This window comes from Candidatus Eremiobacteraceae bacterium (assembly GCA_035710745.1).
Classification (GTDB): domain Bacteria; phylum Vulcanimicrobiota; class Vulcanimicrobiia; order Eremiobacterales; family Eremiobacteraceae; genus JANWLL01.
Map to the genome: position 1 here is coordinate 85,435 of DASTCX010000025.1, position 15,233 is coordinate 100,667.

At 64.2% G+C, this 15,233-nt stretch carries 17 protein-coding genes; 5 read left to right on the forward strand and 12 right to left on the reverse strand.

Annotated elements, in window-relative coordinates; all coding sequences use genetic code 11:
* Positions 1 to 7: 7 nt before the first annotated feature.
* The gene (locus tag VFO25_09955) at positions 8 to 2,074 is read right to left on the reverse strand and encodes an elongation factor G (protein HET9343224.1); all 2,067 of its coding nucleotides are present in this window, start codon (positions 2,072 to 2,074) and stop codon (positions 8 to 10) included.
* 207 nt (positions 2,075 to 2,281) lie between these two features.
* Between VFO25_09955 and VFO25_09960 the strand changes: the two genes are divergently transcribed.
* Positions 2,282 to 2,971, forward strand: a complete 690-nt coding sequence (locus tag VFO25_09960) for a 7-carboxy-7-deazaguanine synthase QueE (GenBank protein HET9343225.1) — start codon at positions 2,282 to 2,284, stop codon at positions 2,969 to 2,971.
* Positions 2,968 to 3,336, forward strand: a complete 369-nt coding sequence (locus tag VFO25_09965) for a 6-carboxytetrahydropterin synthase (GenBank protein ID HET9343226.1) — start codon at positions 2,968 to 2,970, stop codon at positions 3,334 to 3,336. Before VFO25_09960 ends, VFO25_09965 begins: the two co-directional genes overlap by 4 nt.
* A gap of 85 nt (positions 3,337 to 3,421) precedes the next feature.
* Here VFO25_09965 and rpoZ read toward each other — a convergent pair whose 3' ends face one another.
* Together rpoZ and VFO25_09975 are read right to left on the reverse strand one after the other, a co-directional pair.
* A complete protein-coding gene (rpoZ, locus tag VFO25_09970; protein HET9343227.1) occupies positions 3,422 to 3,664 on the reverse strand; it encodes a DNA-directed RNA polymerase subunit omega in 243 nt (80 codons plus the stop codon).
* Positions 3,665 to 3,747: 83 nt separating this feature from the next.
* The gene (locus VFO25_09975) at positions 3,748 to 4,311 is read right to left on the reverse strand and encodes a hypothetical protein (GenBank protein ID HET9343228.1); all 564 of its coding nucleotides are present in this window, start codon (positions 4,309 to 4,311) and stop codon (positions 3,748 to 3,750) included.
* A 147-nt stretch (positions 4,312 to 4,458) separates the two neighbouring features.
* On the opposite strand from VFO25_09975, the gene VFO25_09980 reads away from it, so the two are divergent.
* Positions 4,459 to 4,977 carry a hypothetical protein gene (locus VFO25_09980; GenBank protein HET9343229.1) on the forward strand — a complete coding sequence of 173 codons (519 nt, stop codon included), beginning with the start codon at positions 4,459 to 4,461 and terminating at the stop codon, positions 4,975 to 4,977.
* Between the two features lie 118 nt (positions 4,978 to 5,095).
* On the opposite strand, the gene VFO25_09985 is transcribed toward VFO25_09980, so the two are convergent.
* Positions 5,096 to 5,467, reverse strand: coding sequence for an STAS domain-containing protein (locus VFO25_09985; protein HET9343230.1), 372 nt, complete (start codon positions 5,465 to 5,467; stop codon positions 5,096 to 5,098).
* A 124-nt stretch (positions 5,468 to 5,591) separates the two neighbouring features.
* Here VFO25_09985 and VFO25_09990 point away from each other — a divergent pair, with 124 nt between their 5' ends.
* Positions 5,592 to 5,771, forward strand: coding sequence for a hypothetical protein (locus tag VFO25_09990; GenBank protein ID HET9343231.1), 180 nt, complete (start codon positions 5,592 to 5,594; stop codon positions 5,769 to 5,771).
* On the opposite strand, the gene VFO25_09995 is transcribed toward VFO25_09990, so the two are convergent.
* From VFO25_09995 to VFO25_10025, 7 genes are all read right to left on the reverse strand, one after another.
* A complete protein-coding gene (locus VFO25_09995) occupies positions 5,768 to 6,178 on the reverse strand; it encodes a thioesterase family protein (protein ID HET9343232.1) in 411 nt (136 codons plus the stop codon). The genes VFO25_09990 and VFO25_09995 overlap by 4 nt on opposite strands.
* Positions 6,175 to 6,615, reverse strand: coding sequence for a PaaI family thioesterase (locus tag VFO25_10000; GenBank protein HET9343233.1), 441 nt, complete (start codon positions 6,613 to 6,615; stop codon positions 6,175 to 6,177). Before VFO25_10000 ends, VFO25_09995 begins: the two co-directional genes overlap by 4 nt.
* Positions 6,616 to 6,622: 7 nt before the next feature.
* Positions 6,623 to 7,075 (reverse strand): DUF5069 domain-containing protein, encoded by a 453-nt coding sequence (locus VFO25_10005; protein ID HET9343234.1) that lies wholly within the window; start codon positions 7,073 to 7,075, stop codon positions 6,623 to 6,625.
* Between the two features lie 268 nt (positions 7,076 to 7,343).
* Positions 7,344 to 8,156 (reverse strand): ABC-2 family transporter protein, encoded by an 813-nt coding sequence (locus VFO25_10010; protein HET9343235.1) that lies wholly within the window; start codon positions 8,154 to 8,156, stop codon positions 7,344 to 7,346.
* Positions 8,149 to 8,946, reverse strand: a complete 798-nt coding sequence (locus tag VFO25_10015; GenBank protein HET9343236.1) for an ABC-2 family transporter protein — start codon at positions 8,944 to 8,946, stop codon at positions 8,149 to 8,151. Before VFO25_10015 ends, VFO25_10010 begins: the two co-directional genes overlap by 8 nt.
* Positions 8,943 to 10,025 (reverse strand): kelch repeat-containing protein, encoded by a 1,083-nt coding sequence (locus tag VFO25_10020; GenBank protein ID HET9343237.1) that lies wholly within the window; start codon positions 10,023 to 10,025, stop codon positions 8,943 to 8,945. The genes VFO25_10015 and VFO25_10020 overlap by 4 nt, the downstream gene beginning before the upstream one ends.
* Positions 10,022 to 11,032, reverse strand: coding sequence for an ATP-binding cassette domain-containing protein (locus VFO25_10025; GenBank protein HET9343238.1), 1,011 nt, complete (start codon positions 11,030 to 11,032; stop codon positions 10,022 to 10,024). The genes VFO25_10020 and VFO25_10025 overlap by 4 nt, the downstream gene beginning before the upstream one ends.
* Before the next feature lie 90 nt (positions 11,033 to 11,122).
* Between VFO25_10025 and VFO25_10030 the strand changes: the two genes are divergently transcribed.
* Positions 11,123 to 11,509 carry a gamma-glutamylcyclotransferase family protein gene (locus tag VFO25_10030; protein HET9343239.1) on the forward strand — a complete coding sequence of 129 codons (387 nt, stop codon included), beginning with the start codon at positions 11,123 to 11,125 and terminating at the stop codon, positions 11,507 to 11,509.
* 184 nt (positions 11,510 to 11,693) lie between these two features.
* Here the strand turns inward: VFO25_10030 and VFO25_10035 are convergent, their stop codons facing one another.
* Complete coding sequence (locus tag VFO25_10035) at positions 11,694 to 15,191, reverse strand: hypothetical protein (GenBank protein HET9343240.1); 3,498 nt, start codon at positions 15,189 to 15,191, stop codon at positions 11,694 to 11,696.
* Positions 15,192 to 15,233 lie beyond the last annotated feature (42 nt).

The window sequence follows — 15,233 nt, forward strand, 5'->3', positions numbered from 1 at the left end:
GGAGCCCTCACTTGGCGGCGGCGAGTTCCTTGCGAGCGGCCGCGACGGTCTGCACGACCTTCGGCGGCGCGAACTCGAAATGGTCGTGGTAGGCCGTGTAATACCCGAGACCTTGCGTCGCCGTGCGCAGCTCTGTGAGATAGCGCTGCATCTCCGCTTGCGGAACGAGCGCTTTCACGAAATCCCAACCCGGGCGATCGTCGGTCGCGCCGTAGCTGAGGATCTGACCGCGCCGCCCTGAGACCTGTTGGAGCACCGCACTCGTGTAGTGGGTCGGTACGAGGATCTCCACGCGCTGGATCGGCTCGAGCAGCGACGGATTGCATTTCGGCAGCCCGTCGCGCATGCCCATCGACGCAGCCATCTTGAACGCAGCTTCATTCGAGTCGACGCTGTGATACGAGCCGTCGTAGAGCGTGACGCGGACGTCGACGACGGGGAAGCCCGCCACCGCGCCCTTTTCAAGCGCTTCGCGTACGCCCTTCTCGACGCCGGGGAAGAACTGTTTCGGTACGACGCCGCCGACGACGCGCTCGGCGAACTTGAAGCCCTCGCCGCGAGGCAATGGCTCGATCTCGAGATGGACGTCGCCGAACATCCCGTGGCCGCCGGTCTGGTGCTTGTAGCGGCCTTGTTGCTGCGTCTTCGCCGTGATGGTCTCTCTATACGGCACTTGCGGCAGCTGCGAGTCGAGCTTGACGCCGTACTTGCGCGCCATGCGTTCGGCGATGACCGTGAGCTGCATCTCGCCGTGCCCGCGCACGACGAGTTCGTCGGTGAAGTCGGCGCGCTCGACGACGAGCGTCGGCTCTTCATCGCGCAGCCGCGCGAGCAGCTGCGACATCTTCGACTCGTCGCTGCGATCGTGGGGCCGGATCGCGAGGACGAACGGCGGCCGTGGCACGGTCGGGACCGGCATGACCGTCTTGGCGCCGCCGGAGCACAGCGTGTCGCCGGTTTGTGCGCCCTCGAGCCGGGCGATCGCGATGAGCGATCCCGGCTCGGCCCTCTGCACGGCGGTCTGGGTCTTGCCTTGCAGCGCGTACAGCCCGCCCGGACGCTCTTTCGTGTCGCCGCGCGACGTGTTGACGAGCTGCGTCTCCGGCGTCAGCGTGCCGGAGAGCACGCGCGCCACCGAAAGCTTGCCGCTTTGCGGGTGCACGAACGTCTTACAGATCTGGACGACGACCGGCCCGCTCGGCGACGGCTCGATGATCTTGCCTGCGTTGTCGGCGCGAACCGCGTGCGTGCCGTCGGGGAACTGTCTGACGATGACGTCGAGCAGTTCAGCGACGCCGAAGCTCTTGACGCCGCTCGCGACGAGCACCGGAACGATGCGATCGGTGCTGACGTCGTCGGTGAGGTCTTTTCGGACCTCGTCGATTGGCGGCTCGACGCCTTCGAGGATCTCTTCCATGAGATGGTCGTCGAAGTCGGCGAGCGCTTCGAGCAATTCTTCGTGCGATTTGTCCGCGATGCCGTCGGGCATGGCGGTCGGCGACGCCTTGCCGCCGTCGGCATACTTGTAGGCTTGCATCGCGACGACGTCGGCGTACCCGGCGAAACCGTCGCCCTGACCGATCGGCGCCTGCTCGGCGACGACGTGATTGCCGAAACGCCGGCGCAATTCGGCGTAGGTCGCGGGGAAGTCGGCGCCCGGACGATCCATACGGTTGATGACGAAGCAGTGCGGCATCTTGACGGACTCGAGATGAGTGACGAGCATCTCGACCTGCGCGATGCGATTCGGGTCTGCTTCAACGACGACGATCGCCGCGTCCGCACCGAGCAGCGCGAACTTCGTGTCCTCAAAAAAATCGATCGCCCCCGGGCAATCGATGAGATTGATGTGCGCGCCTTGCGAGGTCGCGTGAGCGAATCCGGGCGCGACGGACATCTGATGGGAGTGCGCTTCGGGGTCGTGGTCGGTCGTCGCGGTGTTGTCGACGACGGATCCTTTGCGCGTGACGGCGCCTGACAGCGAGAGCATCGTTTCGACGAGTGTCGTCTTGCCGCTGTGGTGCGGACCGACGATCGCCACGTTCCTGATGCCGGCGGCATCCTGTGCAGCCATATGTGATACACCTCCTCCAAGGAAGGCGCGGCCGACATCGTGCGGGTGCCGGCCGTCGGAGCGGCCGGCATGTCGAGCAGCCGGCCATTTCGAGCGATCGCGAGACGCGACCGAAAGGACCCCGGCCTTCGACGCCGATAGCGGGTCGCCTCTCGCACGCGCGGTCCACAGCGGGTGCCTAAACGGACCTTCGAGAATTTCTGTGCGATGCTCGCCGTCTCGACGCTCGAAGTGAGCGAGACCTTTCCATCGTTGCAGGGCGAGGGCTCGCTGGTCGGCTCTGCGTCGTTCTTCATCCGGCTGGATGGCTGCCCGCTCCGCTGCACGTGGTGCGACACGCCGTATGCGCTCGCCGGCGATGCAGGACGCACGATGTCGATCGACGATCTCGCTTCTCTCGCGAGCGGTTATCGGCGCGTCGTCATCACCGGCGGCGAACCTCTCGCGCAGGACATCGGGCCGCTCGTCGATCGCCTCACGCCGCGCCACCACGTGACGGTCGAGACGAGCGGCGCTATGTTCGCCGATCTGCCGAAGGTGTCGCTGTTCTCGCTCAGCCCGAAGGTCGGAAGCTCGGGCTACAAGCCCAAGATCGAAGTGCTCCGCAAGTATTGCGCGAGCGCGCCGGGGCGGATGCATGTGAAGTTCGTCATCGCGGACGGCCGCGATCTCGACGAGGCGTTCGACTGCCTCGCCGCGATCGAGAACGAGTTGCCCGCGGCGACGCCTGTGATCTTGCAGCCCGAGAGCGGCTCGGCCGGACGAGGCGAGGACTATAGCGCGGCGCTGCGTCGGATCGCGGACCGCGTCATCGGAGAGGAACGCTGGCGCCGCTTCGACGTGCGCGTGCTGCCGCAGCTCCACTACTTGATGTGGGGCGGAGAGCCGGGCCGTTGATCTCGATCTCCTATGCGTGCCACTTCGACGCCGCGCATCAGCTCGACGTGCCGTACGAATCGCCATGCAATCGCCGGCACGGTCATCGCTATACGGTTCGTATCGTCGCGTCAGCCGAGGAGCTGCTCCACGGCATGGTCGTCGACTTCAACCTGCTGAAAGCGGTCGTCGACGAATTCGATCATCGCGATCTGAACGAGCTGGCGGACTTCAAAGAGACCGGCCTTCAGACGACCGCGGAGAACATCTGCATCGTGCTCGTCCGCAAGTTGCAGGCGGTCGTCGGCACGCGCGTGAGCATCGATGAGGTGATCGTGCGAGAGACGCCGCGCTCTGCTGCGAAGTGGCGCAAAACTCCGCGCTAGAAAAGGGAACGGTCGAGATCTATCTCGACCGCCGCGGTCTTGCTAAACGCTGATATGGGAGCGGTCGAGATTTATCTCGACCGACCTAACCTCGCCGGCCGTTCCCTTGCGGTGTGGTGTCCATTTCGATATCGAGCTTGCCGGTACGGATCTCGGAGAACGCAGTCGTCACGGCCTTCTCGGGATTCGCTCCTTCGACGAGCGGTTCGATGCCGTTGACCAGCTGCTGCGCACGCACGCGCGCGACGTTGACGAGCAGGTACTTGTTGCCGATCTCCTCGAGAAGGCGATCGATATTGCCGAACGACGGCGATGCGGCGTCTTTCATGGGCCTCACTTGCGGGACATCAGAAAAGCGCACGAGGGCGCTCAAGTTCTGATTATACCATAGCGCGCCCCGCGAGAACAGCCTTATATGGCTGTCTTGATGCCGAAATAGAAACCTGTGAGCGCGGAACGCGTGCCGAGGATGTACTTGGCTTCGACCGACGTTCCCGAGCCGGCGCCAATATCGAGGTACGTGTCGCCGACGAGCCCATTGCTGGCCTGACCGCCTTGTAGACTGTGCGACACGAAATCGTAGCCGAGCCCGCCGCCGAAGCGCACGGGTCCGAGGCCGGCGCCGCTGCCTTCGATGAAGACGGGGATCTGCGTGATGGTCTCGTCCGCCGAGAACGGGCCGATCGGCGACAGATACGTCCCCGTTTGTTTCTGCTGCAGCGCCATCGCGGTTATCTGGTAGCCGCCCGGGATCACGCCTTGACCGAACGATACTTCGAAGCTGATATCGCCATGCTGGTTTATCGACGTGCCGGGGAACGGCTCGAAACCTTCGAGGCTCGATGACGGCGAGGACGGCACGAAGTCGCCGATGCCGATGGTGAAGGCAGACTTCGTGTCGGCGAGCGCGACGGCCGGCATCAGCAGCGCGGCGGCGAGCGCGACGACTGCTGACCGGAACGATCGGTGGATCATAGTGTGAATTCTCCTCCGGTGACGTGATAGTCGTGGTCGTGACGAGTCGGGAACGAAGATGGGGCGGCCCTTGGTTCCCAGCTGATAGGTCGAGTATGTGACGTCGCACTCGCGCTCCTTTCGCGAAAGGCACGTGGGAAGGGCTGCATGAAAGCGCTAGTCATGATATTTTCTTCCATCATCTCGATCGTCTCCGTCGCCGGCGCGCTCGTGACTTCGGCGCTCGCCGTACCATCGCAAACCATACCCGTTCCTGCTTCCGCCACTGCGACGCGCGTCGCCATCGATAGCATCCAGGACGCGCCTGTCGGACAAGAAGTCGAAGTCGTCGGGTACTTCTCCCACAAGTCCGACGAGATAGACGGTGACCTGCAGGTGTGGCTCATCGATCACAGAGGGAATTTCGTCGTCGTCGAAGCCCCCAAGCGTTTTCGCGACATGAAGTACTTCATCCGCGGCATGCGTCTGCATCGTGGCGAGCTCGTTATCGCGCGCGGCGTCATGACGCGCCAGCACGATAAGCCGACGACCGAATATCGCAACGGCTGGATGGAGATCCAGCCGGTCGACTACATCGCTCGATATGAAGGGCCCAAACCCTCCGATCTGCACTACGTGCGCGTCGCGCACCACCTGTTCGGCCGCGTGACGACCACGCAAGAATAGGGTTAGTTTGTAGCGGTCGAGCTAAAGCTCGACCGCTGACGATCTTGCCATCGGCGAAATGAAACGACCGGCCGAGTGATTCGGCCGGCCGTTTCGTTCCTCGCGCCTTGAGGATCTTTTACGCCGCTTGCTCCGGATCGATGAAGCGGAGCGCGTCTGCGCCGCGGCCGTAGACCGGGATCTTCTCCTTCGAGAGCGCGCCCGCGAGCGAGGAGTCGGGCGCGACGGCGATGACGCGCAGGGCTGGATGACGGGCGACCGCCTGTCGCACGGCCGCCGCGAGTGACGCGACGCCGCGATCGTCCGCTGCCGTGACGTCACCGAGATCGATCACCATGCGCGCGACCGCGTCGTGGTCAGCCGCTTTCGCGAGCGCCGTTCGAACGGCCGGCGCGCCGGCGAAGTCGAGTTCGCCTTCAATCTTCAGCAGCGCCAGGCCGGCGGAGATGGGAATGTCGTGGAGTATCATGTCCAGGAAACGTGGCGCCATCGTCTTCAGTTCGTTCCGTTGCGCGGTTTTGTGAGGCCTTCATCACAACCTCATCGCGCGTCACAGCTCCGTCACAGGCTATCGCGGCGAGGCCCCATTCAGGGAGGCGCTGAATCACGGCGCGATGGACGTCGTATGCATCATCGGCGAGCGGCTGTACCACGCGTCGGGCAGCCCTTGTCATCAAGCGCTCGTCGAATCGGGTGGCGCAATCCTCGCGCTCACCGAAGCGCAAGCGCACGAAGTCGGCATGGAACCTTGCGGCGTCTGCTTGAAACCGAACGAAGAAAATCGCTCTAACTAGCCCGCGAACGGCGCGAGGGCTTTGCGGAGTTCTTCTGGGACCGGTTTCGGCTTGAACGATTTCCTGTCGACGCAGACGAGGACGATGCTGCAGTCGGCGACACGTTCGCCCGCATCGTCGTCGAACGTGAACTCGAGCGCTATCGAGCTCGTGCCGATGCGCCCGACACGCGCGTTGACGGTGAGCTGCTCGTCGAGAACTGCCGGCTTGCGGAATTCCATCTTGTAGCTCGCCCGCGGCAGCCAGCAGTCGAAACGCTCGAAGACCTTGCCGTACGGGATGCCGGCTGCGCGGAAAAGCTCGGTCTCCGCGATCTCGATGAAGCGCACGTAAGCGCCGTAGCAGATGACGCCCGCGGCGTCGACGTCGCCCCAACGGACGTATTCGCGGATCGAAAAAGGCGTCACGTCTTCGCCCGCGGATCGACGATCATGAACGTCGACATGCAAAGCGCGATGAGCTTGCCGGATTCATTTTCTACTTTTGCGCGCCCGCGCACGAGCGTCTGCCCTGCGTGCTCGATGACTGCGGTCGCCGTTGCGATACCCGACGTCAGCGGCCGGACGTATTGAACGGTCAGCTCGGTCGTGACGAAGTCGCGCCCTTCGGTCACGATCGACGCGACGGCGAACGCGAGCGACGCGTCCGCGTACGCGACGACGATGCCACCCTGGACGGCGCCTTGGTATTGCGTCAGCTCCGGCCGGAACGGGAAGCGCAGGATCGCTTGTCCGCGCTCGAGCGCCACGACCTCGAGGTCGAAGTGCTCGGCGAACGGATTGCGCGTGAGAATCGCCCGATATCGCTCGGGAACATTCGCGGGGTCGATCCCTCGGACCGGCAACTGGCGGCTAGCCTGCCACCGCGGCGAGTCGTCCTTCTTCTACGTCGAGGAGATCGGTCCACGTGGTGATGTCCGCCCTGCCGGGGGCGAGGACCTCACGCTGTCGTTCGAACCGCGCCTTGCTCTCGGCGGATTTCGGCGCCCAGTTCTCGATCGAGTCGTTGTGCCCGTCGAGCGCTTCGCCCTCGGGGATCGCGTTGCGACCGCGCAGCCAGGCGACGACGGCGATGTCGTCCGGCGAGCGCGAGACCACTTCGAGGAACTCGTCGCTCGCGATGCCGAGCGTCGCGAAGAGCTGACGGTCCATCGGGCAATCGTACACGTATTCGCCAAGCGTGCCTGCGAGCTGTGCGCGGGCTTTGTCGATCGTGCGCGCCAGCATGCTCACGCCGGCGAGACGTTCGCGCGGTCCACGTGGATATGAGTTCGTAAGGTCGATGATCGGAGCTGTGAGATTCATTTCAGTAGGAAAGTTCTTCTTGCCGGGTAACTCCACCCGCGTGATTTCGGACGCGCCGCGGGCACATCGATGCCCGAAGTGCCAATCGCCCGGTCTCAACCGGACCGAGTTCCGATACCCGGTGCTCGGCTACAGCGATTTCGAGCTCGCCTGCATTTGCTGCGGGCTTTCTCTCTGGCAGCGTCCCGATGAGTCACCTCGCCAGACGTATTTCCGCTGGCTCATGGACCGCATCGCGTTCTAAAGCAGCGTCCGCCGCACGCCGGTCCTACGACCCCGTTCCCTGATATCGGTTGAGTCCTATGCGCCAGAACGTCAGCGATCCGGCGGCCCATATCGCTGCGACGAGCGGCGCCATCCAACCGAGCGCCGGATTGAACTGCGCGGCGTCGGCCGTCTTGTGCAGCAGCACGGTCGCCGGGAAATAGTTCATGAATGCGAACGGAAAGACGTAGCCGAGTATGATGCGCACCGCGCGATTGTACATCGACAGCGGAAAGCGTGTGAAATCGTTTTCGAGCGACATGACGACCCAGCGCAGCGCGTCGAGCCGGATGACCCAGAACGAGAGCGTCGCGACGACCAGCTGGACGGCGCCGTCGATGACGGCGGCCGAAAGTATCGTCATCACGATGAGGAATGCGACGACCGCCGTCCATTGCAGGTGGACGAGCGCCGCGGCGATCCCGAAGACGATGATCGAGACGAAGAAATCGTCGGGAAAATTCTGGCCGGGCTGCGCGATGATCTGGAACAGCGAATCGAGCGGTCGCACGAGCATCCGGTCGAACCGGCCTTCTTGCACGGCTTCGGGCACGTCGCCGACCATGAAGAAGAGCGAGTTGTTCAGCGTGTGGCCGACCATCCACAACGCGTAGAGGAAAAAGACGTCGGTCCGCGCCCAACCGTTGAGCGACGGGAACTTGGTGAGGATGACCCATATCGCGGTAAGCGCGACACCGTGGTAGACGATCGTGAACACGAACCAGATGAAGAAATTCGCCTTGTACTCCATGAGCGTCAGCACGTTGAGGCGCCACACCTCTTTGTATGCATCCCAGTAGCGCGCCGCGCTAACCACCTTGGATCACCACTTTGCGCTCGCCGACGCTCCACAGCCACACGGCGAACGATCCGAGGACGGCCGCCCAGAACAGCTGCATCCCGAGCGCCGCGACATACTGCGCCGGCTCGATCTTGCCGATCCAGATCGAGAGCGGCACGTTGTAGAGCGTCGCGAACGGCGAGTTCAACAGGATCTGTTGGATCGGGCCTTGCGGGAAGAAGTATAGCGGCACGAGCGATCCCGACAACAGCGACGCGATGAACTGCACCATGATCTGGATGCCGAAGATCTCCATCGTCCAGAACGTCATCGTCGCCATGATCATATCGATGAAGTAGTTGACGACGAACCCGATCGCGAGCGCGACGACGAAGGCGACGAGCGCAAGCGCCGACGGCGGACCGTCGATGTGGACGAGGAACGCCGACAGGGCGAGCGCGGGCACGCACTGGATCAGGGCGAATCCGGTCTGGCCGAGCGTGTCCGAGAAGACGTAGAGCGGCACGCTGATCGGGCGCATGAAGTCGATCGCGATCGTGCCTTCGCGGATCTTCTCGCGGACGACGTACGCGCCGTTGATGCCGTAGACGATGTCGAGCAGCAACGCGAGCACGACGTACGTGAGCATGCTGTGCAGCGGGATGCCCGCCTGCTCGCCGTTCGCACGGTAGAGATTCGTCCAAAGCGTGGCGAGCAGGAAGACGCGCAAGAGCACGGACCCGACGCGACTGAATACCTGGAATCGATACGTGCCTTCGCGCGAGAACGCGCGCTTGGCGAACTCGACGTATGCCTCGAGCCTCACGGGGGCGCGCGGCCGCCGAACTTCACCTTCACGACCGGGATGACGTAGCGCAATACGCTCGCGGTCGGCGATGTCGAGTCGGAGCTCGATCCGCCGATGACCCAGACGATGTGCCCGAGCACGGCGACGGCCATCCCTTCGCGTGGGAACGGCAGCCATCGCCCATCCATCCATCCCTCGCCGTTTTGCCCCGATATCTCCGTCGTCTGCGTCGTGACGCTGGTGAGCAGATTGCCGCCGCCGATCGCGAAGAGGCGGTCTTCGACCGATGCAAGACCGAAATGGCTGCGCGCGAGATGCAGGCTCGAACAGACCGACCAGCCGTTGTGCGCGGGATCGTAGAGATCGCACGACGCGATGTTGTGCTCTTCGCGGTCGCGTCCGCCGACGAGGACGATCTTTCCGCCGAACAGCGCTGTCTGCGACGCCTCGCGCTCCGTTCCGAGCGCGTCGCTGATCATGCTCCACGATGCCGTCGCCGGATCGTAGACCTCGATGCTGCGTTCGTCCTGTCCGTGCGACGATGCACCGCCGATGAGGTATAGCTTGCCGCCGAACGGCTGCATCGTCGCCGCATAGCGCGGCACGGGCAACGGTGGCAGCGTCGCCCAAGTGTCGTCCGCGGGATCGTAGCGCCAGAACTTGTTCGAGACGAGCTTCTCGACCGATCCGCCCGCGACGTAGATGAAGCCGTCGAGCGCGGCGGCGGCGGCGTGGTCGATCGCTTCCGGGATCGCGCGCGCGCTCGTCCACGAACCGACCGGAAAGACCGGAGCGGGCGCCGCCGATGCCGATGGCGTGAGGTTCGTGCCGGGTGGCTGCTCGAGGACGAAGTTCGACGTCGTCGGACTTCCGCCGGGTCCGAAGCCGCCTATCACGTAGATGTGGCCGTCGAGAACGGCGACCGCGGAGTCTTGGCGCGGTGCCGGCAGATTCGGACCGTGAAGCCACGAGCCCGCGTGCGGGTCGAGCGCGTAGATCGGCGCCGGCGTCGCGTCGTCCGCGATCGCGGAGCGAGGAAGCGCGATCGCTGCAATCGCGATCGCGGCGAGGAGCGTGGACGAGAATATCGTTCTCACGTCGTCGCTCCGGCCGTGAGCGGCTCGAGACCGCTTTGGTAGATCTGGCGGATGATCACTTCGAGCTCGGGCTCCGCGATCGTCACGTCCTTGAGCTCGCAGGTGCGCGAAAGCTCGACGATGAGCTCGTCCGCGCGGACGCGGGTGCGGTCGAACTCGATCGTGATGCGATGACCCTCGCGCGCGACGACGGTCGTACCGGGCAGGCGGACCTCGATGTCGGCGCACGCGACGTTGAGGTCGGCGGTGAGGACGCGCTTGGCGCCGTATCGCTCCTTGATCGCATCGATGCTTCCGTCGTAGAGCTTGCTGCCGTGGTCGATGATGATGATGCGGTCGCACAGCTTTTCGACGTCGTTGAGGTCGTGCGTCGTCAAGATGTACGTCGTTCCGCGCGTGCGATTCGTCCGCGCGATGAACTCGCGGATCGCTTCCTTCGCGACGACGTCGAGTCCGATCGTCGGCTCGTCGAGGAACACGACCTTCGGCTCGTGGAGCATCGCGGCCGCGAAATCGCCGCGCATACGTTGACCGAGGCTCAGCTGGCGCACGGGCGTGCGGATGAACTCGTCGAGGTCGAGCAGATCGGTGAACGCCTTGAGGTTCTGTTCGTAGCGGTCTTGCGGAATGCCGTATATCGCGCGGAGAAGCCGGAACGATTCGATGAGCGGCAGGTCCCAATATAGCTGGGTGCGCTGGCCGAAGACGACGCCGATCTGGCGCGCGTTGCCTTTGCGATCGAGCCACGGCACCACGCCGTTGACGGTGCACGATCCGGCGCTCGGCACGAGGATGCCCGTGAGCATCTTGATCGTCGTCGACTTTCCGGCGCCGTTCGGACCGATATAGCCGACGAGCTCGCCCGCCTCGAGCTCGAACGATACGTCTTTGACCGCGTCTTTGAGGTCGTACTCGCGCGAGAAAAGGTTCGCGAGCGTGCCGACGACGCCGTCTTTGCGACGCAAGCTCTTGAACTGCTTCGTGAGATGTTCCGCGCGGATGATCATCGGACGGATAGGGTTGGCCAAACGCGGCGGCCGACCTTGCCTCGTACGCGCATGAAAGACCATGCGCTGCGGTGACGAATGGCGGACACCGTGGCGGATCCCGATCTCGTCTTCGTCTATGGGCTTCTCATGCGCGGTCACGAACTCCACCATCACATGGAGAGCGGTGAGTTCGTGGGTGATGGCAGCGTTGATGGAGTGCTCTTGTCGTTAGGACGGTATCCCGGACTTATCGAAGGGACGGGTTCGGTGCGGGGCGAGCTATATCGCTTCGCCGATCTTCCCAGCGCGCTCGATGTGCTCGACGACGTCGAGGAGTTCGAACCGACCGACCCGTCGCGCAGTCTCTATCTGCGAGTCGCCATGCACGTGAAGACGGATGACGGAAACGACGTCGAGGCGTGGGTGTATCGCTACAACGGCTCGACCGAAGGCGCAGAGCGCATCACATCGGGAGAATGGAGCGGTCGAACATAATGGAGCGGTCGACCTTAATGGTCGACCGCAGACGACCTCGCATCATTGCTCCCGTATCGATGCTCCCGCTAAGGTAAGACCGCGGCGGTCGACCGTAAAGGTCGACCGCTCCCCCCATTTTTGATAAGGTAAGAGTGCGGCGGTCGAGCTAAAGCTCGATCGCTACGGTCCTTAAGATCCTCCGCTAGTTGTCGGGGGTCCAGTCTTTCGGGTTTTGGCTCGTGTGGCCGACGCTCGTCGCGTGGAAGACTCCGAGCTTGTCGATCGTGCCGTATACGACCACCGCCTTGTCGACCGGCAACATGCCTGTCGTGCGCGCGGCAGCCGCTTGCCGTAGGTCGATCGAGACGATACGTCCATCGCGTAATCGCAAATGCAGTGTCGCCGACGTCGCCGAGACGACGACGCCGTGCACTTGGTGCGTCACCGGACCCGACGCGTTTGTCTGCGCGATCGGCAGCCGCTTGCCGCCGATGCCGAAGACCGTCACGGTGCCGCTTGCCGGCACGAAGACCTTGCCGTCGGCGACGAGCGGCGTGAGGAATCCGTTCGATTGCGGATTCGACCATATCCCAGCCGCCGCGCTGAAGAGCATCTTCGATACGTCAGTCGCGTCGTATGCTTCCAGCTTGAGCGGCGAACTGCGATTGATGAGCCAGACGATGCCCGTGCCCGGTTTTTGGAGGAACGATGAGACGACCGGCATCGATCCTCCGTAGCCCGAGTAGCTCGAACCCGTTGAGGACAGCTCAAGTTTCGGCACGCCGTTTTGGCCTTGCTCGACCGCGTACGCGGATAACGGTGCGCCGCCGGCCTGGTAGTAGACGAACTGACCTGTCGGTCCGCTATAGTACGCAGGTCCGCCCCAAACGCCGCCGCCTGTGCCGGTGATGTGCTGGAGCGCTCCGGCGTCGCCGTTTTGGACTCCGCCGAGCGCAGCGCGATTGAGCAGGTAAAGCGTCGACTCTTTGCCCTGTGCGACCGCGACGTTCGGCACGGAACCTTGTTGCGCCGGCAACAGCATGATGCCGCCCGATCCGAAGTCTGTGTCGCCGTCGTTGAGCGTCTGCCAGTCGTCGGGCGTGAAGTAGTCAAGGTCGGCCGTCAGATCGGCGCTCAACCGGATGACGCTTTCGCCGTAGTTCTTGCCGCCTTGATCGATGTCGAACGCGCCGTTGCCGGTGACGGCGAACAGCGAGCCGTCTGTGTCGACCGCCGGTGCGAAGCCAGTCATCCACACGCTGCTGAGCAGATAGGTCGTCGAGTCTTCATCGGTCGCGAACTTGCCGATCTGATTGAGGTTGAAATCGTAGCGCAGCACCCAGCCGGTGATTGCGCCCGCGTTGTTGTCGCAATGCGATCCGATCGGCACGTAGACGGATCCGTTGGCGAGGACGAGGCTCGAACGGTTCATCTGGTGCTGCGGATCGAACGTGATCTGCATTCCGTTGCTGATCGTCTCGGACGCCGTGATGTCGACCGGCGCTATCTTGTCGGCCAACGTCGCTATATCGAGCGCGTGGAGCCGCGTCTTGAAGTGGTCGAGCGACGGCTCGGTCGCGACGACGACGTACAACGTCTGCGATGTAGGATCGATGACCGGCGTTCCCGTGATGCCGTACTCGGGGCGGATGTCGAGACAGCCGACGTCGTGCGAGCTCTGCGACGTTCCGAAATGGACCTTGTTGATCTGTTGGCCGGTGTCGGCGTCGAACTCATAGATCGACGCGTGCTCGGTCGCGACGATGAGGATGTTGCGCCCGCCGAGCGGCGCGAAGTGCTCGAGGTAGAGCGGCTGGGCGAGCACGCTGCCGTCGACGGCGAGCGTTTCGAGCAGTCCGAATTGCGACGCGACATTGGTCGTGTTGAGCTGCGTCTCTCCCATGTCCCATCCGAGCCGGAAAGGCCCACCGTGGTACGTCGTCATGTCCGACGAGGCGAGCGAGAGGTTCGCCGGCAGCGGGGTCAGCGTCGCGCCGTAGAACGCGACGTCGCCGTGCGACGGGTTCGTCATCGAAAGCGTCACGTCGATGCGCGACGTCGTCGATGAATGATAGACGAGCGTATAGACGTACTCGTGCGAGCCTCTCGGCGTCGAGACGGTTCGCCGAGATATGCTCGCACCGGCCAGCGTCACATCGAACGTCGCCGTAGCAGAGCTCAGGCCGAAGTAGAGCCGCAAGACGTTCGATCCACGCGAGGCGGGCGCGGACACGTGCGCGATCGTCGAGCCCGTGAACGCGATGCCGGCCGACGACGAGCCGCTTCGGACGCCGACACCGTCGCGCCAGGCGAGCGCAGCAAAGCCGGGCGACGTGCCGCGCACCTGCGAGCCCTCGAATCGAATGCCGAGCTGGCCACCGTGTGCTTTGCGCTCGAAGCGTCCTGGCGCCGAGACCGCGATCCAGTCCGTCGTCCCCTCGGCGGTGAGATCGGCGAGTTGCAGCGGATCGCCGATCGCCGACGCGACTTCGTGCGAGCCGTCGACCCGCGGCGACAGCGACCCCGGCGACAGCAGGGGCGTGAAATGAAGGGCCTGCGGCGGCGGCCCGGGCCGATCCGGCGCCGGCGCCGTATCGGATCCGACAGCGAACGAAGCGACGGAGGGAACGATGCGCGCGTGTGTTGACGCATCGCCGTTCATCCACGTCGAATCGCCGATCTTCCGCCACGTTGTGCCGGTCGAATCGCCGCGCGACCCGTCTTGCGATGCGATCATGAACCCGACGCGCCCAGCGTCTGCGCCGAACACGCGAGCGACGATCGATTCGATCTGGTTCGACCGGACCGAATACCAGCGCGACGCCGCGTCGCCGGCATCTCGAGCTAGCCCGGTGTTCCGCGCCGCCATTTGCGCATACGCATTGGCCGGCGATCCTACGGTCAGCACGCCGTCACCGTATTCAAATGACGGGCGCAGTCGCGGATCGATAAAGCGGTGGACCAGATCGCTCATGCCGGCGACGTACGCGTTCGTCGCGCCGACCGGGATGACGAACCAAGGGTCCGCGCCCGTTTCGTCGGCAAGCTCGATCTGGTATTCCCAAGCGACGCCTCGATCGCGCGCTTGCGTCACATCGCCGACGCGCGGGCGAAGCGGCCACACTTGCGATGAGACGAGCGCACTCGCGTGCGACCACGTCGCGAACCGCAGCGTGTCCGCGCCCGTCATCGAAGCGACGAACGCCGGGTAGAACGGACGGCGCGCGAACGAATTCTCGAAACCCGGCAAGATGAGATGGAGATCGTGCGGCGGGTCCTGCGCGTCGACGTTCACGAGTGCGACCGCGAGGCCGGAATTCGAGGGTCCCACGCGGATGACGATCCGTCCGCTTCGCATCGCGATGACCCGACCGCCCTCGAACGCAAAGCGGCCGCGCCCTGCGTAGAGGAGCACGTAGTCGCCCGCGACGTGCGCTTGGCCGGGAGCGAAGACGATCCGCGACGCGACCTGGCCCGGACGCAGCGCGAGCACGTCGCCTTCGGGCGACAACGCGAGCGGCGATGTGCTCGACCACGGTGTCGACTGCTGGAGGGTATCGACGAAGACGATCGGTGTCGAAGTGCCGGGCTCGATGCCGGGAACATCGACCGCGGTGCGCGCGGCCGCATATCGCGGAGCTAATGCGACGATAGCCAGCAGCCAAACAGCGGCGGCGGAAATACGGATCGCGCGCGGCATGCGAGCCTCCGATCGTCATATGATGAAGATAGCCGGGTTCGG

What these genes read in the sequence shown, in the direction of transcription:
- VFO25_09955 (HET9343224.1), bottom strand. Translation starts at nt 2,074, where the DNA reads ATGGCTGCACAGGATGCCGCCGGCATCAGGAACGTGGCGATCGTCGGT.
- VFO25_09960 (HET9343225.1), top strand. Translation starts at nt 2,282, where the DNA reads ATGCTCGCCGTCTCGACGCTCGAAGTGAGCGAGACCTTTCCATCGTTG.
- rpoZ (HET9343227.1), bottom strand. Translation starts at nt 3,664, where the DNA reads ATGAAAGACGCCGCATCGCCGTCGTTCGGCAATATCGATCGCCTTCTC.
- VFO25_09975 (HET9343228.1), bottom strand. Translation starts at nt 4,311, where the DNA reads ATGATCCACCGATCGTTCCGGTCAGCAGTCGTCGCGCTCGCCGCCGCG.
- VFO25_09980 (HET9343229.1), top strand. Translation starts at nt 4,459, where the DNA reads ATGAAAGCGCTAGTCATGATATTTTCTTCCATCATCTCGATCGTCTCC.
- VFO25_09985 (HET9343230.1), bottom strand. Translation starts at nt 5,467, where the DNA reads ATGGCGCCACGTTTCCTGGACATGATACTCCACGACATTCCCATCTCC.
- VFO25_09990 (HET9343231.1), top strand. Translation starts at nt 5,592, where the DNA reads ATGGACGTCGTATGCATCATCGGCGAGCGGCTGTACCACGCGTCGGGC.
- VFO25_10005 (HET9343234.1), bottom strand. Translation starts at nt 7,075, where the DNA reads ATGAATCTCACAGCTCCGATCATCGACCTTACGAACTCATATCCACGT.
- VFO25_10025 (HET9343238.1), bottom strand. Translation starts at nt 11,032, where the DNA reads ATGATCATCCGCGCGGAACATCTCACGAAGCAGTTCAAGAGCTTGCGT.
- VFO25_10035 (HET9343240.1), bottom strand. Translation starts at nt 15,191, where the DNA reads ATGCCGCGCGCGATCCGTATTTCCGCCGCCGCTGTTTGGCTGCTGGCT.